Annotated in this window: 40 protein-coding genes and 1 tRNA gene; 36 read left to right on the plus strand and 5 right to left on the minus strand. The window is 50.3% G+C overall.

Annotated elements, in window-relative coordinates; all coding sequences use genetic code 11:
- A partial coding sequence (locus H6B10_RS00795) for an asparaginase (protein WP_204649013.1) occupies nt 1-860 on the plus strand: 860 nt, incomplete at its 5' end.
- Nucleotides 861-1067: 207 nt separating this feature from the next.
- On the opposite strand, the gene H6B10_RS00800 is transcribed toward H6B10_RS00795, so the two are convergent.
- From H6B10_RS00800 to H6B10_RS00820, 5 genes are all read right to left on the minus strand, one after another.
- Nucleotides 1068-2177, minus strand: coding sequence for a tyrosine-type recombinase/integrase (locus tag H6B10_RS00800; RefSeq protein ID WP_204649014.1), 1110 nt, complete (start codon nt 2175-2177; stop codon nt 1068-1070).
- Nucleotides 2178-2384: 207 nt separating this feature from the next.
- Complete coding sequence (locus H6B10_RS00805; RefSeq protein WP_204649015.1) at nt 2385-3338, minus strand: exonuclease domain-containing protein; 954 nt, start codon at nt 3336-3338, stop codon at nt 2385-2387.
- A 32-nt stretch (nt 3339-3370) separates the two neighbouring features.
- Nucleotides 3371-3823, minus strand: a complete 453-nt coding sequence (locus tag H6B10_RS00810; protein ID WP_204649016.1) for a hypothetical protein — start codon at nt 3821-3823, stop codon at nt 3371-3373.
- A gap of 90 nt (nt 3824-3913) precedes the next feature.
- Nucleotides 3914-4288 carry a PH domain-containing protein gene (locus tag H6B10_RS00815; protein ID WP_204649017.1) on the minus strand — a complete coding sequence of 125 codons (375 nt, stop codon included), beginning with the start codon at nt 4286-4288 and terminating at the stop codon, nt 3914-3916.
- Nucleotides 4289-4612: 324 nt separating this feature from the next.
- The gene (locus H6B10_RS00820) at nt 4613-4981 is read right to left on the minus strand and encodes a helix-turn-helix domain-containing protein (RefSeq protein ID WP_204649018.1); all 369 of its coding nucleotides are present in this window, start codon (nt 4979-4981) and stop codon (nt 4613-4615) included.
- A gap of 145 nt (nt 4982-5126) precedes the next feature.
- Between H6B10_RS00820 and H6B10_RS00825 the strand changes: the two genes are divergently transcribed.
- From H6B10_RS00825 to H6B10_RS00990, 35 genes are all read left to right on the plus strand, one after another.
- The gene (locus H6B10_RS00825) at nt 5127-5285 is read left to right on the plus strand and encodes a hypothetical protein (RefSeq protein WP_204649019.1); all 159 of its coding nucleotides are present in this window, start codon (nt 5127-5129) and stop codon (nt 5283-5285) included.
- Between the two features lie 36 nt (nt 5286-5321).
- Entirely contained in the window at nt 5322-5534 is a 213-nt protein-coding gene (locus H6B10_RS00830; protein ID WP_204649020.1) for a hypothetical protein, read from the plus strand.
- Between the two features lie 37 nt (nt 5535-5571).
- On the plus strand, nt 5572-5736 hold the full coding sequence (locus H6B10_RS00835) for a hypothetical protein (RefSeq protein ID WP_204649021.1): 165 nt from the start codon (nt 5572-5574) through the stop codon (nt 5734-5736).
- Between the two features lie 44 nt (nt 5737-5780).
- On the plus strand, nt 5781-6146 hold the full coding sequence (locus tag H6B10_RS00840; RefSeq protein WP_204649022.1) for a hypothetical protein: 366 nt from the start codon (nt 5781-5783) through the stop codon (nt 6144-6146).
- A gap of 26 nt (nt 6147-6172) precedes the next feature.
- On the plus strand, nt 6173-6391 hold the full coding sequence (locus tag H6B10_RS19020) for a Thoeris anti-defense Tad2 family protein (RefSeq protein ID WP_430661747.1): 219 nt from the start codon (nt 6173-6175) through the stop codon (nt 6389-6391).
- A gap of 34 nt (nt 6392-6425) precedes the next feature.
- Nucleotides 6426-6731 carry a hypothetical protein gene (locus tag H6B10_RS00845; RefSeq protein ID WP_204649023.1) on the plus strand — a complete coding sequence of 102 codons (306 nt, stop codon included), beginning with the start codon at nt 6426-6428 and terminating at the stop codon, nt 6729-6731.
- A gap of 53 nt (nt 6732-6784) precedes the next feature.
- Nucleotides 6785-7066 carry a hypothetical protein gene (locus H6B10_RS00850; RefSeq protein ID WP_204649024.1) on the plus strand — a complete coding sequence of 94 codons (282 nt, stop codon included), beginning with the start codon at nt 6785-6787 and terminating at the stop codon, nt 7064-7066.
- Entirely contained in the window at nt 7059-7619 is a 561-nt protein-coding gene (locus H6B10_RS00855) for a hypothetical protein (RefSeq protein WP_204649025.1), read from the plus strand. The genes H6B10_RS00850 and H6B10_RS00855 overlap by 8 nt, the downstream gene beginning before the upstream one ends.
- Nucleotides 7604-8155 carry a hypothetical protein gene (locus H6B10_RS00860; protein ID WP_204649026.1) on the plus strand — a complete coding sequence of 184 codons (552 nt, stop codon included), beginning with the start codon at nt 7604-7606 and terminating at the stop codon, nt 8153-8155. The genes H6B10_RS00855 and H6B10_RS00860 overlap by 16 nt, the downstream gene beginning before the upstream one ends.
- Complete coding sequence (locus H6B10_RS00865) at nt 8148-8462, plus strand: hypothetical protein (RefSeq protein ID WP_204649027.1); 315 nt, start codon at nt 8148-8150, stop codon at nt 8460-8462. The genes H6B10_RS00860 and H6B10_RS00865 overlap by 8 nt, the downstream gene beginning before the upstream one ends.
- A complete protein-coding gene (locus H6B10_RS00870) occupies nt 8452-8622 on the plus strand; it encodes a hypothetical protein (protein WP_204649028.1) in 171 nt (56 codons plus the stop codon). Before H6B10_RS00865 ends, H6B10_RS00870 begins: the two co-directional genes overlap by 11 nt.
- Nucleotides 8606-8977 carry a hypothetical protein gene (locus tag H6B10_RS00875; protein WP_243427201.1) on the plus strand — a complete coding sequence of 124 codons (372 nt, stop codon included), beginning with the start codon at nt 8606-8608 and terminating at the stop codon, nt 8975-8977. Before H6B10_RS00870 ends, H6B10_RS00875 begins: the two co-directional genes overlap by 17 nt.
- A 13-nt stretch (nt 8978-8990) precedes the next feature.
- Nucleotides 8991-9740 carry a hypothetical protein gene (locus H6B10_RS00880; RefSeq protein ID WP_204649029.1) on the plus strand — a complete coding sequence of 250 codons (750 nt, stop codon included), beginning with the start codon at nt 8991-8993 and terminating at the stop codon, nt 9738-9740.
- A gap of 9 nt (nt 9741-9749) precedes the next feature.
- Entirely contained in the window at nt 9750-10250 is a 501-nt protein-coding gene (locus H6B10_RS00885; RefSeq protein WP_204649030.1) for a single-stranded DNA-binding protein, read from the plus strand.
- A 277-nt stretch (nt 10251-10527) separates the two neighbouring features.
- Entirely contained in the window at nt 10528-11328 is an 801-nt protein-coding gene (locus tag H6B10_RS00890; RefSeq protein ID WP_204649031.1) for a helix-turn-helix domain-containing protein, read from the plus strand.
- Between the two features lie 14 nt (nt 11329-11342).
- Entirely contained in the window at nt 11343-11960 is a 618-nt protein-coding gene (locus H6B10_RS00895; RefSeq protein ID WP_204649032.1) for a hypothetical protein, read from the plus strand.
- Nucleotides 11947-12105 carry a hypothetical protein gene (locus H6B10_RS00900; protein ID WP_204649033.1) on the plus strand — a complete coding sequence of 53 codons (159 nt, stop codon included), beginning with the start codon at nt 11947-11949 and terminating at the stop codon, nt 12103-12105. The genes H6B10_RS00895 and H6B10_RS00900 overlap by 14 nt, the downstream gene beginning before the upstream one ends.
- A 3-nt stretch (nt 12106-12108) precedes the next feature.
- Entirely contained in the window at nt 12109-13419 is a 1311-nt protein-coding gene (locus tag H6B10_RS00905) for a replicative DNA helicase (RefSeq protein ID WP_204649034.1), read from the plus strand.
- 16 nt (nt 13420-13435) lie between these two features.
- Nucleotides 13436-14236: a ParA family protein gene (locus H6B10_RS00910; protein WP_204649035.1), complete on the plus strand. Its 801-nt coding sequence runs from the start codon at nt 13436-13438 to the stop codon at nt 14234-14236.
- A complete protein-coding gene (locus tag H6B10_RS00915) occupies nt 14233-14397 on the plus strand; it encodes a hypothetical protein (protein ID WP_204649036.1) in 165 nt (54 codons plus the stop codon). The genes H6B10_RS00910 and H6B10_RS00915 overlap by 4 nt, the downstream gene beginning before the upstream one ends.
- Nucleotides 14390-14866 (plus strand): hypothetical protein, encoded by a 477-nt coding sequence (locus H6B10_RS00920; protein ID WP_204649037.1) that lies wholly within the window; start codon nt 14390-14392, stop codon nt 14864-14866. The genes H6B10_RS00915 and H6B10_RS00920 overlap by 8 nt, the downstream gene beginning before the upstream one ends.
- Entirely contained in the window at nt 14859-16250 is a 1392-nt protein-coding gene (locus H6B10_RS00925) for a ParB/RepB/Spo0J family partition protein (protein ID WP_204649038.1), read from the plus strand. Before H6B10_RS00920 ends, H6B10_RS00925 begins: the two co-directional genes overlap by 8 nt.
- A 2-nt stretch (nt 16251-16252) precedes the next feature.
- Nucleotides 16253-16678 (plus strand): hypothetical protein, encoded by a 426-nt coding sequence (locus H6B10_RS00930; protein WP_204649039.1) that lies wholly within the window; start codon nt 16253-16255, stop codon nt 16676-16678.
- 143 nt (nt 16679-16821) lie between these two features.
- A tRNA-Gly gene (locus tag H6B10_RS00935) sits at nt 16822-16896 on the plus strand.
- A 564-nt stretch (nt 16897-17460) separates the two neighbouring features.
- On the plus strand, nt 17461-17754 hold the full coding sequence (locus tag H6B10_RS18665) for an HNH endonuclease signature motif containing protein (RefSeq protein ID WP_204649040.1): 294 nt from the start codon (nt 17461-17463) through the stop codon (nt 17752-17754).
- Between the two features lie 101 nt (nt 17755-17855).
- Nucleotides 17856-18197 (plus strand): hypothetical protein, encoded by a 342-nt coding sequence (locus H6B10_RS00945; protein WP_204649041.1) that lies wholly within the window; start codon nt 17856-17858, stop codon nt 18195-18197.
- Nucleotides 18190-19839, plus strand: a complete 1650-nt coding sequence (locus tag H6B10_RS00950) for a terminase large subunit (RefSeq protein ID WP_204649042.1) — start codon at nt 18190-18192, stop codon at nt 19837-19839. The genes H6B10_RS00945 and H6B10_RS00950 overlap by 8 nt, the downstream gene beginning before the upstream one ends.
- A gap of 4 nt (nt 19840-19843) precedes the next feature.
- The gene (locus H6B10_RS00955; protein ID WP_204649043.1) at nt 19844-21034 is read left to right on the plus strand and encodes a phage portal protein; all 1191 of its coding nucleotides are present in this window, start codon (nt 19844-19846) and stop codon (nt 21032-21034) included.
- A complete protein-coding gene (locus H6B10_RS00960) occupies nt 21015-21653 on the plus strand; it encodes an HK97 family phage prohead protease (RefSeq protein ID WP_243427202.1) in 639 nt (212 codons plus the stop codon). Before H6B10_RS00955 ends, H6B10_RS00960 begins: the two co-directional genes overlap by 20 nt.
- A gap of 1 nt (nt 21654) precedes the next feature.
- On the plus strand, nt 21655-22836 hold the full coding sequence (locus H6B10_RS00965) for a hypothetical protein (RefSeq protein WP_204649044.1): 1182 nt from the start codon (nt 21655-21657) through the stop codon (nt 22834-22836).
- 15 nt (nt 22837-22851) lie between these two features.
- Nucleotides 22852-23145: a phage head-tail connector protein gene (locus tag H6B10_RS00970; RefSeq protein ID WP_243427203.1), complete on the plus strand. Its 294-nt coding sequence runs from the start codon at nt 22852-22854 to the stop codon at nt 23143-23145.
- A gap of 7 nt (nt 23146-23152) precedes the next feature.
- On the plus strand, nt 23153-23524 hold the full coding sequence (locus tag H6B10_RS00975; protein WP_204649045.1) for a phage head closure protein: 372 nt from the start codon (nt 23153-23155) through the stop codon (nt 23522-23524).
- Nucleotides 23521-23955: a hypothetical protein gene (locus H6B10_RS00980; RefSeq protein WP_204649046.1), complete on the plus strand. Its 435-nt coding sequence runs from the start codon at nt 23521-23523 to the stop codon at nt 23953-23955. The genes H6B10_RS00975 and H6B10_RS00980 overlap by 4 nt, the downstream gene beginning before the upstream one ends.
- Nucleotides 23952-24311 (plus strand): hypothetical protein, encoded by a 360-nt coding sequence (locus H6B10_RS00985; RefSeq protein ID WP_204649047.1) that lies wholly within the window; start codon nt 23952-23954, stop codon nt 24309-24311. The genes H6B10_RS00980 and H6B10_RS00985 overlap by 4 nt, the downstream gene beginning before the upstream one ends.
- Nucleotides 24311-24889, plus strand: coding sequence for a hypothetical protein (locus H6B10_RS00990; protein ID WP_204649048.1), 579 nt, complete (start codon nt 24311-24313; stop codon nt 24887-24889). The genes H6B10_RS00985 and H6B10_RS00990 overlap by 1 nt, the downstream gene beginning before the upstream one ends.
- Nucleotides 24890-24892 lie beyond the last annotated feature (3 nt).

The raw sequence follows: 24892 nt of genomic DNA on the forward strand, positions 1-24892 counted from the left end.
TTCAGCTGGACAGCACCAATATCCACCCGGATCACTGGAAACAGATTGCGCAGGCAATCTGGAACCACTATGAAGAATACGATGGTTTTGTGGTGACCCATGGCACCGACACCATGGCCTACACGGCAGCAGCGCTCAGCTATATGCTGCCCGATTCCCGTAAGCCCATTGTGCTCACCGGCGCCCAAAACTCCATCGGGGAGCGGGAAACCGACGGCCGCCGCAATTTGCTGGATGCATTCCTCTATGCGGCGTCTGCCTGCGCCTGGGGCGTTACCATCGTCTTTGACGGGCAGGTGATGCTGGGAACACGTGCCAAAAAGCTGCGCACCAAGAGCTACCATGCTTTTTCCAGCATCGGGTACCCGGAAGTGGCCCGGATTCGGGACCGCCGCGTTTATCCGGTGTTTCCGGCGCCGCAGCATCTGGGCAAACCTGCGCTTTGCACGGCGCTGGACCCCGAGGTTTTTGTGTTAAAGCTCATTCCCGGTGTGCGTCCCGACGTGCTGCGTCTGCTGCGCCCGGCTTACCATGCACTGATCGTGGAAGGCTTTGGTGTCGGCGGCGTACCTTATTATGCATCTGCGGATTTTGCCCGGGAGGTTGGCGCCTGGATCGAAGCCGGAAAAGTGGTCATTATGACCACCCAGGTGATCTATGAAGGCAGCGATATGAGCGTGTATCAGGTGGGGCATCAGATCAAACAAACCTACGGCGTGATTGAAGCCTACGATATGACCATGGAAGCAGTCGTTACCAAAACCATGCATCTGTTGCCGCAGTGCCCGGATCTGGAAACTTTCCGCGCGCGTTTCCTCACGCCGGTGGCCAATGATATTCTGCTCCCGGCTGAAAACTAAGCCGCCCAAAAACGGTGTTATAAAATAAAAGGACGTACCCGCTTGATGGAGCAGGTGCGTCCTTTTGATATAGAAAAAATGTGTGATACAAATACAAAACCCGCGAACACCTTTTCAGGTTTCGCGGGTTTTGTTGGCGGAGTAAGAGAGATTTGAACCTAGATAATTATATGGAATGTCGATAAAATTACATATTGTACGGCCATGTTACGAACCAAAATGTGCATTTAGTATTTCGGCTGCTTCATCGATAGCGCTGGTTTTTGCTTCAGCGTACCAACGCTGCGTCGTAAGGATATCCGCATGCCCCATGAGTTCCTTGGCCACCTGTGGGCTGATTCCACACTGTACCAGAGTACTGGCAAATTCATGGCGCAGCTGATGGGCAGTAAAGTCAGGCTCCATAACGATCTTGTAGAGCTCTTTTCCGTCTCTGGACTTCTTTCCGGTTTTATATCGCTTGCCACTGTCGTGGGCACGACCGATACTGATGCAGTACTGGAGCCAGGCATTCTGATAACGACTTTTTGTAAAAGGTTGCTTTCCACCAAAGAGAAAGTCATCGTCCTTTAAGTTATCCAAACGATTGGCCAGAGCGGCCTGCAAAGGTTTTAGGATTGGAACAGTTCGGTAGGCACTTTCTGTCTTTGGCTTTTCCAGTTCGGGGTAGTTGTTATGCCAAACCACCGCTTTGGTTACATGGATGGCTCCATTGGCAAGATCCTTTTTTTGCAAAGCCATTACTTCACCCAAACGCAGCCCGGCATACATCATGATTGCGGGGCATAGTCCAAAACCTTCTGGATGGGCTTTGACCGTATTGACTTCCTCATCATCAGGGGCACGCCGCTTAGTTTGAGGGAGACCTTGAGGAAGCTTCAGCAGGGAACATGGGTTGCAATCGCCGCGCATTTCAGCGCACCAATACTGCCATATCATAGACAGGATCGACTTCTGTCCGGCAATGCTTTTGTACGAATATCCTTGATTAGCCATGCGGCTTAGATAGCGGTTGATATCAGTACTGGTGATTTCACGCATACCTTGCTGGCCAAACCAATCTTTTGCCACTTCCACTTTATGCCGATATCCCCGGCGGGATCCGTACTTAATGGTAGGCTCTTTGCTACGCCAGAAAGCATCGGCAACCTCGCTGAACGGCGAGCCTTTTTCTATTGTGACCGCCGCCTCTGCAATTGCTGCATCTATTTTACACTGAACTTCCCTTGCGGTCTTACCATAAAAGTGGCGCTTTTTACCATTGATGACCCGGCAGCGCTCAATCAGGCCATTGGATCGTCTCTTCACGTTTGCCATATTAACCTCCTCATGGGTACACTTTGACAAGCCTGCCCAGAGGTGGTACAATACGATTGCAGGGTCGTTTGTTCCATAAGGGCAAGCTGATCTATTTTAACGCTCACGGTGCGCCAACACCGTGAGCGCTTTTTGTTTTTGTTCTTGCTTTTTTGTGAATATATCCTTCTCTATGGATATTCACAGAAAACTTAGAATTATCATACTTTACGAAGTTTCAAGTAAATCGAAAAATGCGGCTTCAGAAATGATTGTGATTTCGTTTCCCTTTAAACGCAAATCCTCGGCTTTCTTCATCTTGGTTGTTTTACCATCTTTCACGCTACTTGCAAATTCTTCAGATCCGATAACGAGATAGTTTGTTTTCTTTGTTACAGAATTCCCGTTCTCTCCACCTACATTCGCTACAAGCTGCATTGCTGCGCGTCTAGTCATACAGCTTAAGGCACCTGTGAAAACGACCGTCTTACCATACAATGGGTGGGTTTCATCAAAATCGTTTGTTTGAGGTACAATATCATTGGCATCCAGCTTTACACTATGGCGATGCTTTTTAAAGCTGGAAACAAATTGTTCCTCGGATTGATTGGCGAGAATTCGGCTTCGTATTTCCAAATAGCACATATTAGTGGTCAGACAGTCCGCTTCCGCTCTATGGTAGCAGTTGACAGATATACCAAGTTCATTGGAAATGTCCAGAAGCCTATGATGCGATAGATTTGGTAAAGCTTTTCTGAAGATACGCAATGTATCAATAAAGTTGTTCGAAAACTTCATGCCTAGCCGATTGCAGGCATCATAAAGAAAGTTTATATCAAAATTTGCGTTATGAGCCACTAAAACAGAATTACCCACAAAGGATAGAAATTGTGGCAAGACAGTAAAGGGCTTAGGAGCTGATACCAACATTTCATTTGTAATTCCAGTTAAAGCTGTTATGAAGGAATCGACATACACCTCTTTTGTATTACCTTCTTCAAAATACGGGGTGGGTTGAACCAGGGAGGAAAAGCGGTCTACTACCAAACCATTACACACTTTTATAGCGGAAATCTCGATGATTTCGCAATAGGTGTAATCAATACCGGTAGTTTCGACATCGATTACAGTATAATCTAATGGAAGTCCAATTAAGCTACTTCCTTTTCCTTCTCTATCCATTGCAAACCTCCGCCAGCAAAAGAAAACATCATTTAAATATTACAGTTTTCACCATAAAAAATGGAGCCACTTTCTAAGCGGGACCTATAAACACAGCCAAGAGAGTAAAATGGATTTTCGTGAACGCACTGCCCTTTATTACTGCACTCTTCGTATTTCGAACAGCAACCAAAGGATGCGGTAGTACACGAAGCTTTTACGCAACGAAGTAGCAAATCACGAGCTTCTTCTATGTCGGAAAAATACACCCATTCACCTGTATCGGGGTTGTATATCATGTCATCGCAAAGTTTGCATAAGACAATAGATTTACCTGTTGGATAATACGCGGAGGGACGGATATTTGCAACGATGTTATAGGTTTTATCTACTTTTACTCCGTTGATTTTATATTTCGCTTTTAATTCAACAAGAGTAATAGATGACATTGCAGCTACGTACTGTCGGGGGAAAAGATACCATATCTTTTGCTCTCTAGGGTTCATAACTATGCACTCCTTTACAATTGACAACAGAGGCCGACGGCCTTACTTTCAATTTAGACATTGTTCATTATTGTGAAATTATATTTGCAATTATTCTGAAAGGATTGCATTTGCAAGAACCTTGTCGAGCTTTCTGATTTTACATTTTGGCGACAGATTGATTTTGATATGGCCGGCTTTTGTCCACAACTCAACTTCGCTGTTCACATCAAATGTGCCTGCATTTTCCGTTGAATACATGTTAATGGAGGAGTATGGTAAGGTATAAACTTCAACCTTCTTGCCAGTGATTCCCTGTGCATCCCGAACAATAATTCTTTTAGAAGTGAAGATGGCGATGTCGCGAATTGTTCTATACGCGCATACAGCCGTTTCCCCAGGAATAAGCATTTTATCTACGTCCTCAGGGATAGGGCATTCTTGCGAAAACGTCCAAACAATATACCTATCCAATTCAGTAGCCATAATTTACCTCCTTATGATTTCCGGCTGATGCCGGTGAATTCACAATTAACAACAATAGGTTGTTTGTTGGTGGAAAAAACATTAAAAATACTGTGAAAATTGCACATATACAAACAACGGATGGTTGTGTATAATGTTGTCAAATGATTGAGGTGTTAAACTTGAAAGGAGCCGCTCATGTACTTAGAAGAACTGTTAAGAATCATTCAAAGAAACGATGAAGGGTTCCTTCGAGCTCTGCTTGCCTATGCCATTGGAAGGGAAAAGTCAGAGAATAAAAAACAGGATCAGTAAAAGATTACCCCCGGCCCGACCGGGGCTTTTTTATTGCTGGGAAAGGCTGTCAATCAGTTTTCTGATGACGGCCTTTTCGTTTTCTTCCAGGTTCCAGTAGGCCCGGATGAACCGCTTGATGGTCTCGTCCCGACTACCGCTAATCTGGCCCAATATAAAGTCCATTTCCTCATCCTTGCTTACTTTTACAAACATAGCGTCATCGCCACCAGCGCCGGTGCGAAGCCAATCCTCAGAAACGCCAAATTCTCGGCAAATGGAAGTGATAATTGCATCAATAGGTGCACGGCTTCCATTTTCATAACCCGCAACAGTGGTTTGCTTTACACCAATGCGCAATCCAAATTCTGTCTGATTAAGATTTAACGCAAGTCGCAATTTCTTGATGCGTTCATTCATTCCTGTTCACCTCCCTTGTCTGCATTATATCACATGATATAACGCAATGCAATATTTTTTCCTGTGAAAGCCTTGCATAATGTATCGCGATGTGCTAATATGATATTGCAAAGAGTTAACAAGGTTGGAAGGAGGTACCAATATCATGATGGTTCAGATTGATGCGAAGAAGTTGGCAGACCTGCAGGCGCAGGTCACCAAGATGCAGAACATGTCCCCGCTGGCAGCCGGGTATGTTTTGGGTGTAGCCGAGACTCTGGGCCTGGTGGTTTCTACTCCGCCTCAGGGCCAGCAGTCCGCATGAGTTTGTGCCCACATTTGACACAGGAAGGAGGTACCCATGGCAAGAGAAAAAGAAGGTTACCGGGATGCGCTGGAACGCATCCGGCATGAGGCCAGTGGCGAGTTGGTGACCGTGGCGGAAGCAGCCCATATCGTTTATGGAACAGACCCGGCGGCAACTCGTAAGGTCACCCGCAATTTGAAAGGCTGGATAGGGCAGGGGAGAGACAAGCGTATCCCTGCCACGGCTCTTGCCCGGCAGATCTGCTAAGTGATGTGTCCACATTTCACACGGGGAGGTGATGGCGATGGAGGACATTTCCATTAACGATTGGCTGACAATTCTTAGTGCGTTGGGAGAGTACCACGATAAACACGCCGCGTTGGCAGAGTCTATGGCTGACTATCATCAGCAAGAGGCCGATGCAGCCGTCAGGCTTCGCAAACTTATCCGCGATAATTTTTTGCGATAATCCTTTTATTGCAATGTGTCCACATTGGACACGGGGAGGATGTTATGGGAAGCAGGTACGAATACCTTTATGATGAACAGGCTGTCCACGTTGCTTTTATGGGAGCTGTTCAGGCCTACACCACTATGTTTACAAGATGTGTGCTTTCTTCGGAAACGGCAATGTCGAATTTGAGCGATGAGCTGAAAGCGGCCCAGCAGCGGTTAAATGAGCTTCACGCAATGAGGGAGCAGATTTCGGCGCAGGATGCCCAGCAAATTGAGGGGGGCTGCGAAGGGTGTATGCATATCGACTGTGAACGGGATGAGCGCCCTTGCAGCGAATGCTGCCGGCTGGATCGGGCAGACCGGTACGAAGAAGAGGATGAAACTTTGGCCGATGTGTTCCCGGATTTGAACGCGGAAGGGTGAGGCAGATGGATATTTACGAGGCCATGATGGCACGGGATATTACCCATCCTTTTTTGACAAGAACTTTATGGGAAAATGTTGTGCATGAAACCGGGGAACGTCCCATTTATATTCAGCCTACCGATACGCCTGATGGCTGCCTGTATTACAGCCCTGCAACAGAAAATCCCCGGCCCGGGTGGCAGCCCAGGGCAGAAGATCTTTTGGCCAGAGACTGGAAAGTTACAAATGGAGTTGGATTCTGAATGTGTTCAGTATGAACACGGGGAGGTGAGAACGATGCGAAAAGCTGTGGCTTTGGTTGGCGCTGTTCTTTTGGCTTTTTCTCTTTGTTCGTGTGAAGAGAAAATCTCTGAGGGAACAATCTACGAGAAGAAGTTTGAACCGGCACATACCGTAACGTGGACGCAATTTATAGTGGCAGAGAAAGTTCTTGTCCCTGTCGTGCATTCAAACCCTGTTCCCGATTCTTGGTACTTTTCCATTTTCCAGGGTGACGGGGACGAAAGAGAAACCGCCCGCTGGAAAGTGTCCGAAAGCCAGTACAACAGCTATGAGGTGGGTGACTACTTTGTAGCAGAATAGTTATGTCGATATGTACACCGTCATACGGCGGTGGTGGAGATAAGGAGGATACTATGGACAAACAATACCCGGCGGGTCTGCCAGACTGCTGCTACAGCATCGGGCCTAAAACGCGGGCACCGGTGCAGATTTACCGGGGAGACAGCACGCTGTATGGCGTGGCTTTGCGCGAGAACGTGGACGCCTTGAATGCCAAGCACGGCGTTGACCGCCGCACCGAGGCCGCTATGCTGGGCGGAGCCATCAAAGGCTGGGACAGCCCCTGGGCGGACCCGGCGCACTACGATGATAACGGGGCCTACATTGGCCCGGAAGTGGAGGAAAACAATGGCTGAAGAAAGCAAAATCCCGCGCCTGGACCGCCCGCTGCGGGCGGATGAAGTGGTGCTGCAGGTGCTGGAGACAACCAAGGATTGGGTGCGGGTGCGCCTGTGGCCCAAGGTGGATGCGGTACGCAGCATTTTGGAAGAATATGACAGCGTGTGTTCCCTGTCTTATGCGGTCCGGCACTATGCCTGTGGGCGCGCTCTCTATTGTGGTGTTGGTATCTCAGACAATACATCGGACGAACTTGTTTACCGCGATGCCTGCGCGATTTCCACCTATCATGTGACCGGAGACCCGGCACAAGATGAATGTGACAGCAGCTTCCTGGCGGCTGCCAGCCTGTGGGGCGTGGCCCTGCCGGTGCTGCGGATGCCCTTCATGCGCTTGTCGGCGGAACAGGTGCATATTATTCCGGACGCTCTTCCCGGTAGCGACCGGATTAAGGGATATGTGATGGACGATGTTTTGACCTGCACAGAATTGGGATATGAAAACGGGGATCTTACACTGGTGCAGTTTACAAAACCGAATGGGAAGAAACTGTTATGGCAAAAAAGCTGATCGCGCACCTGGCCGCCTGGTATGAGCCTGGCCCGGCGGGCGGCCGGGGACGGTTCCAGACGGACGGTGGATATCTGCTGGAAGAACAGCGGATGTACGCCGAGCTGGAAGCCAAGGCACGTGGCCAGCCCCTGGCGGTGGAAATCGAGATCCGGCCTGTGCGGGACCGCCGCACGCTACAGCAAAACAGACTTATGTGGGTTTTGCTTACAAAAATGGCAAAGCATTACGGAAACATGACAGCAGAGTCATGCTATCTGAATATGTTGGATGAGGCCGGAATTGACACCGAAATATGGCAGGTGCCTGTTAAGGCGCTACCGATTATCCGCAATGAGCGAAAAGTGGTAGATGTGCAAGAGCTGCTAAGTGATGATGTGTGTGTAGTCAGAGTGGGTCTGGGCAGCAGCACATTTACCCGGGCGGAAATGGCCGAGTTTATCGACCGCATTTTTGACCGGTTGGCCGAGATGGGCGTGAGCGATGCCGAGACTACCCAGCAATACAGAGATTGGAGGTTGCAGCGGGATGGCTAAGAGCATTATGCAGGTGGGCCGATATTGCTATATTTGCAAAAAAGATTACAACCTGTATACCACCACAAATTTGGAAGAACACCATGTGTTTGGCGGCCCGCTGCGGCCCCTATCCGAGCACTACGGCCTGAAGGTCTACTTATGTCACCGCCACCACAATGAGCCGCCCCTGGGCGTGCATTTTAACGCCACGGCCCGCTGGCGCCTGGAACGGGATGCCAAACGCGCGTTTGACCTTAGGCACGGCGCCGGGATGCTGGACAAGCTGATCAAGCGTGTGCAGGAGGAGGCCCCCCATGCGGTTTGAAATCAAAGACAAGACCGGCCGGGTGGTGATGTGGACTGTGGATGTCTGCTGTGTGCCTTCTTCTTCCCTGCTGGCCGATATGAGGGCCGCTGGGTACAAAACTTATGTGGACGGGAAACTGATTCGCAAAGGAGGATTGGACGTTGGAAATTGCCAATAAAAAAAGCATTTTGGAAATGGCTATGGGCGGCATTGCAGAGGTGGTAGACCGTGAGGTTGACCGGGTAATCTGCAACGTGATGGACCCCAGTACCAAGGCCACCGCAAAGCGGAAAATTGTTTTGACGATGGTCTTTGAGCCGGATGAATACCGGGAGCGCCTGGATATGGATGTACAGGCCAAAGCTACCCTGGCCCCGGTGACACCTATCAAAACTACCCTGTGCATTACCAAGGGCCGGGGCGGTGAACTGCTGATGGCGGAAATGATGCCGCAGGTGCCGGGCCAGATCGACATGGACGGCGGGGAAAGCCCCGAACCCGCTATTGCCAAGGTGGGGCGCATGACGTACTAAGGAGGTACATACCATGGGAGAAAGTTTTTTGAAAGACGCCATTGACCGCATTTTGGAGATGGCAGCACCGAAGACGTACCAGATCGGGCCGTATACTTATGCGTCCCAGGAGTTGGTATTGGTGGACACCGCACCCAGCCGTCCGAAGGATTTTTGCGTGGACACGCTCAGCGGCCTGGTGCGGATCATCAAAGAGGAAGGGGCGCGGCTGGATGTAAAGCTGTTGGTGCAGGTGGAAGACCAGCGCCATGTGGCTGTTTGGAGCGACTATTTGGGCGACCGTGTGGAACGCGCCCGCAAATATGATCGCTGGCGCCTTTACACTGCAGAGGCGGATGTGCCCCGCATTACGGTGGGCCAGTACATGGACCAGCAACAGGCCATCATTGAGCTGCAGAGCCTGCACAACGCCACCCCGGACCGTGATTATCTGCTGGACCTGTTGAGCAAGATCGACGTGACCCAGGGCGTCAAGAGCACCGACAACGGCGTGACCCAGGAGGCCACCGTCAAAACCGGCGTGGTGCTGAAAGATACAGTGCCTGTCAAGCCTATTGTGGAATTGCAGCCGTTCCGCACCTTCCTGGAGATCGACCAGCCGGTGAGCAAGTTCCTGCTGCGGGTGGATGAGTACGGCAGAGCGGGCCTGTTTGAGGCTGACGGCGGCGCCTGGAAACTGGAAGCCAAACGCAGCATTGCAGCCTGGTTGAGCGACGCACTGGACGCAGAGATTGAAGCGGGCAAGGTTGTTGTTATGATCTGAGGTACCGGGATGCTGAATGTAGTTGCTATTATGGACCGTCTGGCCTTTGACCCTCAGATGCGTCAGACTACCACCGGAAAGAGCGTGGCAACCTTCCGCATTGCCTGTGACCGGGGCCGCAAGGATGCCAACGGCCAGATGCAGACCGATTGGCTGGACGTGGTGGCCTGGGACAAGCTGGCCGACTTTGTGTATAAGTGGTTCGGCAAAGGGCAGCTGATTGCTGTGTCGGGCCGCCTGCAGAGCCGGACTTACCAGGACAAGAACGGGAACAACCGCACTGTGGTGGAAATCGTGGCCAACTCTCTGAATTTTGCCGGGGGGAAGACCGCTGCGGAAACGCAGCAGGGCACCGCATACGCTGCGCCAGCGCAGCGCCAGACGAGTGCTCTGGACGATGATCCCTATGCGGTGATTTCCGACGATGAAGAAAGATTTACCCTTCTGATTTTGGAGAACGTTTATGAAGCAAAAGGCTTTATTGGACTATGTTACCGAGTGGGGCCGTGAGTATGGGAAACAGATGCAAGTGGCCACCGATCCGATACAGAAGGCTGAATTGAAAGGGCAGTATCTGGCCTTCCGGCACATTGAAAGTATCCTGACATCTGATTCTATTTGTAGGATTCATGTGTTGGTATACCCCGGTAATCATAGGATTGGTATCTAACAGTTTTTTGAAAATCAAAAAGCTGTTATGAGCGTGAAAAAGACCTGGCAGGGACGCGCTGAAAAAGCGTGCGGCGCGCCCCTGTATTAAGGTCGGCCATTTTTAGAGGTAAAAATTATGGAAACGCCTACATTTTACGCGACAATACCGGCATCTGTCAGGTATGACAAAAGGCTCAAACCGGCAGAGAAACTTCTTTTTGCGGAAATCTGTGCATTGACGAATGTGACTGGTTACTGCTATGCGACCAACTCATATTTTGAGACGCTGTTTGATGCCAGCACCAGAACGGTGCAGGGCTGGTTGAAGCACCTACAGGATTGTGGGTTTATCTCGATTGTTCAGGTTGGTGGTGGAGCCGGCGAACCAAGGGCAGAAAGAAGAATCAGCCCGCTGGTTGGGATGGCATGTGTGCCGATGACCCCCGCAGAAAAATGCGCCACCCCCGCAGAAAATTGCGGGGGGACCCCCGCAAAAAAATGCGCCACCCCCCCGCAAAAAAATGCGGGTAGATTATTACAAGATAGATTATTACAAGATATATCAATACACGCGGGCGCGCGCGCGAAGAAATCCCCGGAGGATGTGTTTGCAGAGTATGCTGATGGACACCCAGCCCTCCTGAATACCCTAGGCGATTTTATCCGACACCGGGAAGGAAAAAAGAAGCCGCTTTCCATTGAGGGCGCCGTGAGGGTGTGCAGGCGGTTGGATGCCCTGGCGAAAGAGGCCAGTGTTTCCGATGTGGACGGCTACAAGGTGGCGGTGCTGGATCAAAGCATGGAGCGAGGTTGGGACGGACTCTTCCCGCTGAAATATGAGTTTGCGGACAAACCCGTGGTACATGCATCGCCCGGCGGGGCCGCGCCGGCGCCGCGCCAGATCGGGCCGGATGAGGATATCAGCAAGTATTTTTGAGGGCATGGTGTTTTATGAAAAAAATTCCTACTTTGTTTGACCGTCTTTATTGCGGGCATAAGATTGTTGGCATTACAGATTCGGTCCATGAAGGCATGGATTGGGTTCTAAATGGAGAAGGCGTTGCAACTGTTAAAATTGACGGTTCTTGCTGCGCGATTATTAACGGGGTACTGTACAAACGGTACGATGCAAAGAAAGGAAAAAAGCCTCCCATTGGGGCAATTCCTTGCCAGCCGGAGCCTGACGCTATTACAGGACATTGGCCGCATTGGATAAAAGTGGACTACAACAATCCGTCTGACAAATGGTTTAGGTTGGCTTTTATTTATACCTTGGATGATTGCTATGTTGCTGGGCGGCATGAAGGTCTCATTGATGGCACATATGAGGCAATTGGCCCTCATTTTCAGGGCAATCCTTACAATTTGCCGGAGGACAGACTGGTTAAGCATGGAACGGAAATCGTATATGTTGAGCGGTCTTTTTCTGGAATTAAGCAATATTTGGAAAACCATGAAATTGAGGGGCTTGTCTTTTGGAAAGATGGAAAGCCTCAATGCAAAATCAAGAGAAGTGATTTTGGGTTTGAATGGCCTGTAAAGAAAGGCGGCGAGAATGAACAGCAGTAAACGTCGCCACGACGGTGGGGCTTATCGTCAGTACAAGACGATGATGGCTGCCCATGCCAAAGAAGGCAAAGACCGGGCTGCATCCCGGCGGAAGATTCCAAACCACAAACGTGACCGCCCGGCGGGCGGCAAACGGGAGGCGTAAACCATGAGCAAGCTGTCACCAGCCCAGCAGCACCAGCTGGCTTTTATCGGCGCTGCCCTGCTGGTCCCAAAAGAAGCCAGGGACAGTATTATGCGTATGTCCCCGGCCATGTTTGAGCAAGGCGCGCTGCGTGATGTTTTTACCGCGATCTACCAGTTGTCGTTTGAGGGTAAAGGCGTTGACCCTCTGACTGTTGCCCACCGAGCCGGTGATCAGCACCGGCAGTTGATCTTGACTGCAGCCCAGACCTGCCCTAGTGTGAGCCATGTAGCGGACTACGAAACTCTGATCATTGAAGACTGGAGGCAGAGTTTGATTCAAGCCGCCATGGCCGAGGCCCAGATGAGTGGAGATAGCAGCGACGCGATTTGCGCCAAACTGCGGGCGGCGTTGAATATCCAGGATGCTATAGCGGCCCAGCAGCTGGACAGCAGTGCCCAGGAATTTGACGCTGTTCTGGATCGGACGGTTGAAGGGCTACATAAGCCAGACAACACACTGAAAACCGGGTGGAAGCCTGTGGACCGGTTTGGAATGTTTGAGCGCACCAACGTGGTGGTGCTGGCCGGTCGGCCCGGCTGCGGCAAAACTGATTTTGCTATCAATCTGGCAGCAAGGTTTTCTAAACGCTACCACACCTACTACCTGACTTTGGAGGAAACTGCTGAAAAGCTGATGACCCGCATCCTATCCAAGGCTTGCAGGATTGATGCCGCCAAAATGCGGGACAAGACTTTAAGCGCGGATGAATTTGCCATTATCGACAATGCCCGGCAGGCCTTGAAGCATCACCACAACATGGTACTGGAGGACGGTGCCAACATGACTGTGGAGAGCATCCGGGCGCGACTGCTGAAACATAAGCCCGACATTGCCTTTATTGACCACATCGGTCTGATTGCCGGTGATCCGCGCGCTAAGGAGTACGAGCGGCTTAGTGATATTACCCGGCAGCTGAAAGTTCTGGCCATGCAGATGGGCATTGTGATCGTGGAGCTGTGCCAGCTTAACCGGCAAGTGGTGCGCACTGGCGGGAAATATGCTTCCCTGGCGGATCTTCGCGGCAGCGGCACGATTGAACAGGACGCCAACGTGGTTATGTTTGTACAAAACATCCCGGCGGATATGTCGGATGAACTGCATGACACTGACGATTACCGCCCCAGCGGTGTGATGGTTGGGAAAAACCGGGAAGGCGGTCTAGGTGAGATCCACATGCAATGGCGCCCCCAATACCATGATTGGTTGCCTGAGGGGTCGATTTACCCCCAGGATGAAGGCGGCGAAGCCGGGCCGAGATTCCCGGAGGAATGAGTTTTAGGAGGAAACTATGGAAAAGATTGCAATTATCAACCTGAAAGGCGGTGTGGGCAAAAGCGTCACCACCATCAATTTGGCAGCTGAGTTTTCGGCCCGTGGCCTGCAGGTGCTTGTGGTAGATTTGGACAAGCAGGCCAACACCACGAAATTTTATAACGCCCTGGATTATGACAAGCCCAGCACGGCGGACATTTTGACTTGTGCACATGGAATTGCCTACACCATGCAGGTCACCGATACACAAAAGGTCAATTTGGTTCCCGCCAACATGCGATTGCTGGCTGCAAACAAGCAGGTATTGCTGGATACCACAGAACCGCAGCAAATCCGGCTTCGGGATGCATTGGAACAGGTTCAGGACCTGTTTGATATTTGCCTGATGGACTGCCCGCCGGATCTTGATATGGGCAGCATCAACGCCCTGTGTGCAGCTGACTGGGTGATTATCCCGGTGGATTGCGACGAATGGGCCACCGACGGCCTGCGGGAAGTGCTGGACCAGATGAACAAGTTGCGCATGTACTACAATCCCCGGTTGAAGCTCATGGGAGTGCTGCTGACCAAGTACAACCGCACCAATGCCGAAAAGCAGGTGGTGAAGGACGTGGCAGAACTTGGTGTGCTGGTGATGAAATCCATGATCCGTTACACCGTCAAGGTCAAAGAGGCCCGCAGCGCGCACAAAGCCCTGCGCGATTACGCCCCCGGCGGGACCGCTACCCAGGATTATGCAGACCTGGCCGATGAGGTTTTGGATGTTCTCGGTTTGGATGTGTCCAATGTGGACACGCAAAAGGATGGTGCACATTGATGGTTTTTTATGTGGAGGTATTTGTTGGTGCATTTTTGGCGGGCTTTTTAGTGGCGCTGATTGCCTGGGCCGCAAATAAACCGCAGTGTACCGCGTTGCGTGAGCTGCCGGACAAACCTATCCCGATGGAGCATGAACACGGGGATGAAGACCATGGCTAAATTGTTGAAAAGGTTGAGTTACAAAGATGCGTCTGGAAATTGGGTAATTGCCTGTAACCAATTTTGGAATTACATAAAGCTAAAACTACCGGCGCATTTAAAAGGCAATGCTGTTGATCGCCTTGCACAAATTGAAGATATCCTTGGCGAAACCTACGACCTTGACCAGCTGCGGGAACTGGTGGAAGCTGACAAGGTAGGAAAAATCTTGGTTTCACCGTGCAATATTGGAGACACGGTTTACATTTTGCATTATGGGAAGTGCCCACATTTGAATTCTGCAACAGTGTCAGGTATTCACCTTAGGGACGAAACGTATCGCGGCGGGAAGAAAAGGCGAGAGTACGTTGTTGTAAGAAAAAACGGATTCTCAAAACATCTTCCAATTGACAAAATAGGGAAAATGTGGTTTTTGCATGAACATGCCGCCAAAGCCGCGCTTGCAAAGGAGGAAAACATAAATGTCTAAAGGCTTTTCGATTGACGATGTACTGGGTGACCAATCCAAGGTGACCCGCCCGGCGGGTTCCAGGATGGACATTGTCATGTTGCCCATTGAGGACATTGTGGATAATCCTGAAAACGCCATCTATGAGATCGGTGACGTAAGTGGGTTGAAAGATAACATTGCAAAATATGGCCTGCGCACACCGCTGGAAGTCACCCCGGCTGGTAACAAGTACATGTTGGTGGCCGGACACCGGCGGCACACTGCTTGTTTGGGGTTGCATAATGGCGGAGATGCCCGTTTTGACCGGCTGCCCTGCATTATTGTCAACTACGATAGTCGGGACGAAGAAGTAGTGGCGCTGATCACGTCCAACGCCACGGCCCGGGAATTGACAGATATTGAAAAAATCCGTCAATATGAAGCTCTTAAGGACGCATTAAGCCGAATGAAAGAGGCGGGAAAATTAAGCGGACGTGTGCGTGATGCTATCGCGGAAATACTGGGCAAGGGAACGGGCACCATTAACCGGCTGAACATGGTATCTACGAGGTGTGTACCTGAAGTAAAAGAAATGCTTGCCCGTGGTGAAATCTCAATGAATCGCGCAATTGAGTGCAGCAAGCTGTACAAGGTGCAGCAGGTCCAATACGCTAAAAACGCTTGGGCGCCAATGCCGACCCTTAGCGGATCGCAAAAGATTGCGGTCATTGATGCGCTTGTCAAAGGGCCTCTTAAAGAGTTTTTATCCGGACTTAAGTACGCTGGAGCAAATGAATATAATTATACATATGGCAAAGATGGATTGCTTTCTGGGCCGTATTCGATACTTTGCGAAAATCACAATGTAGTTATTTCACAAGAATATGCCGATAGATTTAAAGCAATTATTCTTGACCCGGAAGATCAAACAGAAATATTGGCGGAAAGCAGCATTTATTTGCGCGAGATGTTTAGCAGAGCAAAAAGACTTTATCAACCGGAGGAAGAGAAAAAAGCAGAACTCCAAAAAGCCGCTGCCGAAAAAAGCCGCGAAAAAGCCGCAAAAGAAGAATCTGAACATTGGACTGAAGCGGCACGGGCAGAACTTGGACGATTTGATGAGTGGAAAAAAGTTGCCCAGGCCAAAGAGTTAGGGCTTGTTTTTCGGGAATATGTTTTTCTTGACGGCGGCCGCATGGTAGTGGCCGTTGATGAGGAAAGCCGAAACCCGGAAAGCGAGCAAGGTGTTTTCCCATACAGCAGATATTTTATGGCGCGTTTTTCTTCCAGCGGTGAGCGAGTAAACAGGATCACAGGAGAAAGAACAGATACAAAATACTGTGAGCTTTGGGACTGGATGAGCAACTTGGTTTCAAAAATTGCTGAAGATCTGCAGGCCCGTGCCCGGGCAGAAAGCGATTGACTATGACCTATGATGAAAAAAAACAATGGCTATGGCGCTACCGTGAAAGTATACACCGGGAAAAAGAGCTATCAGACGAAGTGAAGGAGCTGCGGGAACGCGCGTATAACGTTTCGCCTGCGTTGACAGGCATGCCCGGCGGGTCTTCTGATGGTCAGGCATTGCCGCGAGCGGTAGAAAGCATTACGCGAGCACAGCAGGAGTTGGAATGCCAAATAAATATGTGCGGTGCTATCCGGCGGGAAATTGTGGAAACCATTGAGCAGGTAACAAACGCCCGGGACCATGAAATCCTGCGTCGCCGGTATCTTCTTGGGCAAAAGTTGGAAAAAATATCTGTGGAAATGAATTACGATTTTCGGTATGTTTGCAAACGCCATAAAATTTCCGTATGCAAACTGGACATAGAAAGCGACAAAAAAAACTGATAAGATGGTACCATGGAAATCGGATAGAGAGCAGGTAGACGGTTTCCACGTCCATATGATGAACTCCTAGGGGTACAGGTCCAGCGCTTCCCGTAAGCGTCGCCCCGTGTATGGATCTACGCAGGCTGCAACGCCTGCATTTTGCAAGCGTCGTATAATGGTTAGTACATCAGCCTTCCACGCTGAGAGCGAGGGTTCGACTCCCTTCACTTGCTCCAACCCGCTGCGCCGCGCGCAGGCCCGGCGGGGACCCCGGCAGGCGGGAGATGGTCACACACATGACAAACAGCGTCGTCCGTGCGCTGCCGGGGTTCTATTTTTGAGAAAGGCGGTGGTCCAATGTTTTTCTATCCTGGATGGATTCTGTACATTGTGCCCTGCCTTTGGGACTTTTGCAAGGTGCCTATCCCCTGCACCGGCAGAGATCCCCAGTATGTATCCCATCCTCGACGGCTCAAAAGCTGGTATCCCACCGGGTACAAGTAGATGCGCCCAGTGATGGGGAACACGTTGATCTTTACAGCAGCGGCATGCTTTGGCGAGCGCATGCCGCTGTTTTATATGCTGCCGCTGGTGCGCTGTTGCTAGTGCGGTGTCCGGCTTGATTCCGGCGGGCGACTTCAAACAGATCCCGGCAAGCCTCTCAACGATGCGAAACTGCCGGGCCTTTATATGCCGTATAGCCACTCAATAGAGACGGGCAATGTAGGTGCGAGACCTGCATGCGGTGCCAATACACGAACACGGCCCGGCGGGCGCGTGTCCAATGTGGACACAAAACAATGAGAGAGTTTGCAAAAGCATTTTACAAAAGCAAGGCATGGCAGCGATGCCGTGAAGGATATGTTTCCCGCGTCGGAGGCTTGTGTGAGGATTGTTTAGCTAAAGGTTTATACCAGCCTGGAGAAATTGTCCATCACATGGTTGAGCTCAATCCGGCCAACATCAATGACCCCGCTGTTGCATTGTCTTGGGAAAATCTACGGTTGTTGTGCCGGGATTGCCATGCTAAACGGCATGGAGCCCACAAGCGTTACCGCGTAGATGCGTCGGGGAGGGTGACGCCTCGGGGGTAGCCCCCCAGGGGTCAAAAAAATGGGCGAGGCCGGGCGACCGGCGCTCCTAGATAGAAATTCCTCTCCCATGATGCATGAATTTTTTTGGAAAGGAGGCCTATATGGCATCTAAACCTAAAACTTATCAGGATTTGATGGAAGAAGCCAGGAAATATGGCGTGAATAACAACGCCCTGTTTGTTCAGGCCGCCGAACAGTATTCTATGCAGTTCGCCGTCATCCAGCAGATTAAAAAGACCTTGCAAAGAGATAAAAATCTCATCACCAGCAAAGAGTATGTCAAGGGCCGGGAAAACGTTTGTGCCCATCCGCTCATTCGGGAGTTGCCGAAACACGTTGACAGTGCCAACAAAACCCTGGGCGTTATGCTGGAAATCCTTACCAAACTGGGCAAGCCTCCGGCACCTGAAGGCAAACTAGCAGAGTTGATGAAAGATGATTAACTTCATTTTTGCGTACTATCAGGCAATTCTGGACGGCAGCGAAAATGTGGGCCGTTGGGTCCGCCTGATGTATGAATATGTAGTGAAAGGACTGCAAACGCAGTCCTTTTTCTTTGATCAAAAAAAAGCTAACAAAGCGATCCGCTTTATTGAGACGTTCTGCCACCATTGCGAGGGCCGGGACGACTTATTAAAGCTGGAACTTTGGCAAAAGGCTTTTGTTTCGGTGGTTTTTGGTGTTGTTGGTGCCGATGGCCTCCGGCAATTCCGCGAGGTCGTGCTAATCATCGCCAGAAAAAACGGAAAAAGCCTTTTTGCAGCTGCTATTATCGCTTACTGCATTTATCTGGATGGTGAGTACGGTGCGAAAGTCTACTGTGTGGCCCCGAAACTGGACCAGGCAGAAATTGTCTATTCCGCATTCTGGCAAACTATCCAGAAAGAGCCTGAACTTGCTGCCAAAATAAAACCCAGAAAATCCGATTATTACATTGCCAAGACAAACAGCAGTGTGAAAAAAATAGCGTTCAATGCCAAGAAATCCGACGGTTTCAACCCGCTGCTGACAGTGTGCGATGAGATTGCAAGCTGGCCCGGCCAGGCCGGACTAAAGCAATATGAAGTCATGAAATCGGCTCTGGGCGCCCGCAAACAGCCGCTGATCCTGTCCATCTCCACATCCGGCTATGAGAACGAGGGTATCTATGATGAACTGATCAAGCGCAGTACCCGCTTCTTGCTGGGTGATAGCCGGGAACGCCGTTTGGCTCCGTTCCTCTACATGATCGATGACATCGACAAGTGGAACGATATAAACGAGCTGCGCAAGTCCAACCCCAATTTGGGTGTTTCCGTGTCGGTGGATTATCTGCTGGAAGAAATTGCAGTTGCAGAAGGAAGCCTTTCCAAAAAGGCAGAGTTCTTTACAAAGTATTGCAATATCAAGCAGAATTCAAGTCAGGCGTGGCTGTCAGGAGAGATTGTCCAGCTTGCTTGCGGACCGCATATCAATCCGGAAGATTTCCGCAACTGTTATTGTGTTGGAGGAATCGACCTTAGCCGAACGACTGACTTAACCGCCTGCGTTGCTATCATCGAAAAGAAAAGAAAGCTATATGTGCTGGCTCATTTCTTTCTTCCTGGTGAAAAGCTGCAAGAAGCTACTGAGCGCGATGGGCTGCCTTATTCCGTGTACGTGCAGCGGGGACTCCTTACCCTGAGTGGTGAGAATTTTGTGGACTACCATGATTGCTTTAACTGGTTCCGAACCTTGGTCGAGAAATACAAAATATATCCGCTAAAAGTCGGTTATGACCGCTATACAGCTCAATACCTTGTGCAGGACATGAAACAGTATGGATTCCACATGGATGATGTGTTCCAGGGATTTAATCTGACACCGGTGATTCAAGAGACGGAAGGTCTAATGAAAGACGGTTCTATAAACATAGGGGACAATGATCTGCTGAAAGTTCACTTGCTGAACACGGCACTGAAAGTGGAAACCGACAGCGGCCGCCGCAAGCCGGTAAAGTTGAGTGCCAACGAACATATCGACGGGTGTGCTGCATTTTTAGACGGTATGACAGTGCGGCAAAAATGGTACGCCGAAATAGGCGCCCAGTTAAGAAACGCGGGGTGATGCAATGGGGCTGTTTCAGTCCATCTTTGGAAAAATTAGATTGGGAAAACCTACGGCTGGTTTTTGGACTACGTTGGATGGCTATACACCTACCTTTACCAGTTGGGGTGGTGAACTCTATGAAAGTGAAATCGTGCGTGCAGTTGTAAATGCTACTGCGACACATATAAGCAAACTGAGCGTGACAGTTCAGGGAAGTGCAAACCCAAAGCTGCAGACCAGACTTCGGCAGGGACCAAATGAGTGGCAAACCTGGGGCCAGTTTTTGTATCGGTTGAGCACTATTTTGGATATGCAGAACACAGCATTTATTGTCCCCGTGCTCAATGAATTTGGGGAAACCACAGGCATGTTTCCTGTTTTGCCGTCTGGATGCGAAGTTGTGCAGTATGGTGGAGCACCATGGCTTCGATATACTTTCCGCACCGGCCAAAAGGCGGCAATTGAAATGTCGCGATGCGGCATCATGACAAAGTTTCAGTACAAAAGTGATATCTTCGGCGAAAACAACCGGGCGTTGACTCCAACAATGGAACTGGTGAATTTGCAGAACCAGGGAATTTCAGAAGCAGTAAAAAATGGTGCCACTTTCCGCTTTGCTGCTAAAATGAATAACTTCTCCAGTGACGCAGATTTGGCGAAGGAACGCCAGCGCTTCAGTAAAGAAAACTTACAGGGAGAAGGCGGCGGGGTGCTGCTGTTCCCCAGCACCTATACCGATATCAAGCAGCTTGAAAGTAAGCCTTATGTAGTACCGACTGAAGAAATGCAGCGCATTCGAACCAGCGTGTTTGACTATTTCGGTATGAATGAAGAGGTGCTGCAGAATAAGGCCTATGGAGATGCCTGGAGCGCATTTTATGAAGGCCGCATCGAGGCTTTCAGTGTACAGTTTTCTGACGTGGCCACAAAAATGCTTTTTACTGAGCGGGAGCGTGCCGCTGGTTCTCTTTTGATGGCGACGGCCAATCGATTGCAGTACATGAGCACAAATGAAAAAATCAACTACGCGAAAGAAATGGGCGATCGCGGTTTCGTCATGATTGATGAAATCCGTGAAGTATTTAATTTGCCGCCTCTTCCTGGTGAAATGGGAAAGAGGCTCCCTATCCGCGGAGAGTACTACTTGATTGGCACCGATGGTTCAGTTGTGAAGAAGGGAGAAGAAACGAAAAATGGAACCCAAGATCACTGATATGCAGCTGCGCCGTATGGAAGATGGCTGCGAATACAGAAGCATGACGATGGAAGCCAGGGCTGATGATACGGATAAAATCGTGGAAGGATATGCCACCCTGTTCAATCAGCCCTATGTGCTTTATGAAAATGAAGATTACAAGCTCATTGAAGTCGTGGACCGGCATGCCTTTGATGGCTGCGATATGTCGGACGTGATCATGCAGTACGACCATGAAGGCCGCGTGTTTGCCCGGAATAAAAACGGAACTCTTGAACTTCCCATCGATGATGTGGGGTTGAAAACGGTGGCAAAGTTGGGTGGAACAGATTTGGGAAACCAGATCTACCAGGAAATTAAGGGTGGGTATTCTACCAAGATGAGCTACCGTTACCGCGTGGCCGAGGAAAAGCGCGATACTGTGTATGACCGTGACAATGGTAAGACCATTGTTACCCGCACGATTATGAAAATCAAGAAACTGTACGATGTCAGCGTTGTGTCTCTCCCGGCCAACGATATGACCTCGATCAGTGCCCGGAGATTCGCTGACGGAGTGATCGGCGAAATCAAGGCGGAGAGACTGGAACGGGCAAATACCGCAAGACGTATCAAAATCAAACTTTTGGAGGCATGAAATGCGTAAGAAAATTGAAGAAATGACCATCGATGAACTGCGTACCCGGGCAGATGAGATCCGTGCGGCGGTGAGTGAACCGGATGCGGATCTGGAAGCCTTGGAAAAAGAGGCCGATGAGATTCAGAAGCGCCTGCGTCAGAATGCGGACGAGCAGCGCCGTCTGGCTATTGCCGGCAAAGTTGCCCACGGTGCCGGAGCTGCGTTGGAAGACCCCACCGGTAACAGTGCAGAAGCCCGCGCGGCTGCTTTCGTCCAGGATCGCCGTGAAACCATCGACTGCGAAGAGGCGCGTGCATTGCTTGTCAGTGGTGGAAAACTGGCAACTCCTACGGCCGTATCCGGTATCAATGACCGTGTTGGTGCCAAGGTATCCAGTATTGTGGATCTGGTGAAGATCGTGAACTGCGAGGGCATGGGCAGCAACAAGGTGGCCTACGAAGATGTAGAAGCAGACGCGGCTGGTGATCAGACCGAGGGCAGCTCCGCCACAACCAAGGAAGGAACATTCGGTTTTGTGGAAATCAAACCCACTTCTGTAGCGGTTCTGTCCCAGATCAGTAAGCAGGCCAAGAAACAGACTCCGTTGATTTACGAGGCAAAGGTGAGGGAACAGTCTTTGAACAGCCTGCGCAAACGCGCAGCGGCAGAAATCGCCAAAAAGATGCAGGCGAGTACCCTGGTTTCCACCATCGATGCCAATCTGGACAGCGGGAAAAAAGGCGTTGTGGATGCTACGACGCTGCGCAAGTTGGCCCTGGCCTATGGCGGTGATGAGAGCGTCGTTGGTGGCGCATATCTTTTGCTGAACAAGGCAGACCTCATCGCGTTCGGCGATGTGCGCGGAACCAACGAGAAAAAGGCCGTCTATGAAATTACCCCTGATACCGACAACCCGAATACCGGTATCATCAAAGATGGCGGCCTGAGCGTGCGCTATTGCCTGATGAAAGCTTTGACTGCCTGTGCCGGAACGGCGCAGACCGGTGCTGTGCAGAAAACGATGTTCTATGGTGTGCCTACCTGCTTTGAGCTGGATCTGTTCAGCGACTACGAAATCAGCGTAAGTTCTGATTTCGCCTTCGACAAGCGGATGGATACCATTCTGGGTGATGTGGACCTGGGCGGCGATGTGGTTGTGAAGGGCGGCTTTGTGGCCCTGAGCATTCCGGCCAGCGCCTAACCAAAGGTATGACCCATGGTGGATATTGATCTGTTGAGTCGGGTAAAAACAGCACTGCGCAAAACAAGTTTATCCGAAGATCTGCAGCAAGAACTGCAAGACCTGATTGAGGCTGCATTGGCAGATCTGAAACGTGTGGGCGTGTCCAATTTGGACACACAGGATCCATTGATTCGCCGCGCGGTCATTACCTATTGCCGTGCTTACTTTTACCCGACAGAGGACTTCGACAAACTCAAAGCCTCCTATGATGAACAAAAAGCACAGCTTATGACGACTACAGGTTATACGGACTGGCCCGAGGATTGATCATTCTATGGTATGCCGCCAGGGAAAATTAACCCTGGCGGCAATTTTTTTACAGGAGGGAGCCATGTATTGGACTGAACAGATTGTTTTGATGCAGGACACCCCTGAAAAAGTACAGGGTGTTACGGTGCATAAATATACCCCGTTAAGTACAGTGTATGGGGAAAAGAAGGCCGTAAAGTGGAGTGAATTTTTTGCCGCAGAGGCTGCCGGTACTACGTTGAGCGCGGTATTTTCTATTCATGCGGATGAGTACCACGGTGAAAAAGTTGTGCAATGGGAGGGTAACCTGTACAGTGTGCTGCGAGCCTATAAAACCGGCGATAAAGTGGAACTCTCTGTCAGTGATTTGCCACAGACAAAAGGAGCCCTGCCGTGAAAATGAACCTGATATGGAGCGAAGACGTTTCTGCTCAGCTGGCTAGGATATCGGATCTGGATACTATTGCACCTGAGATGTTGACGGCAGCGGCACCCATTGCGACAGATGCACTTAAACAGCGCGTTGGAGAGCACAAAAGCAACCGAGCGGATAAACACCTGGTGAACAGTATTAAGGCCGGAAAACCTAAAAAGCGTAAAAAGGGCGGAGGTTATGGCCTGGATGTGAGCTTCAGTGGTTACGATTCCGGGCATGGATCCAGCCCTGGTCACAAGGACAAAGTTGCGCAGATGCAAAAAGCGGTAGCACTTGAATATGGAACGGCTACGCAACCCGCACAACCGTTCCAGGATCGCGCGGCAAGTGATTGTCAGCGAGCTGTAAGTGCAGCTATGGAAGATGTCTTGCGTAAGAGAGGAAAACTATGACAGGAATTGATACGGCCATCGAAGCACTGGAGAATGTGTGCGAGAGTGTGTCTTTTATGAAAAATGAAGAAGATCCACTTCCAGACAGCTATATTGTTCTGAGTGTGCGGGATGATCGGCCGGAAGTCTATGCTGGAGACCGTGATGAGCAGCAGGGGCTTCAAGTGCGAGCAGCTTGGTACACGAAAGATCGCCCGCAGCGCTGTGCAAGAGAAATGCGTTGTGCTCTGCGAGATGTCGGTTTTGTGATCGGCGTGACAGAGTATGGATATGATAACGAAACCAAACACCATGTCGCATTCGTTGAGGCTGAGATAGACGATAATTGCGATTGGAATGAAAGCGAGGATAAATAATGGCATATATCGGATTGCCGTATTACGGCTATTGCCCTATTAAGATTACCACCAGTGATGATGGTTCTGAACAGGAAACTTTGGGCACCGGAAAGATCACCCGTGCTGTTATCAGCTATGCCGGCGAGAATGACAGTGAGAGCGGTGAGCTCTGGGCGGGTGATCGTCGTGAACAGCGGGACAACGGTTCCCCGACGGCCAAGCTGACAATTGACCGGAGCTACCTTAGCCTTGCGGATGAGGCTGAACTCGGCGGCCACAAATATGAAGAAGCGACAAAGACTCTGGAGCGCAAAGACACGGACACCCCTGCCACTGTGCGTGTGGCAGCGCTGGGAAAGATGAAAACTCCCGAGCGGAAACTGGTGTACCGTTTGATCGGTTACTACCGCGCAAGCTTCGACCCGGTCAGCGATACTTTGAACACCAGCGGTAAGGGAGTGAGCTATGGCACCACGAAGCTGACCGGCGCAGCAGAGTGCAACGCCAAAGGCGAGTTTATGAAAAAACAGGATTTCGATGACTACAATGCAGCGCTGACCGCTCTGAAAACATTCCTGAATATTCTGGAGGGATGATTG

The organism is Gemmiger formicilis, from assembly GCF_016901605.1.
Lineage (GTDB): Bacteria > Bacillota > Clostridia > Oscillospirales > Ruminococcaceae > Gemmiger > Gemmiger formicilis_B.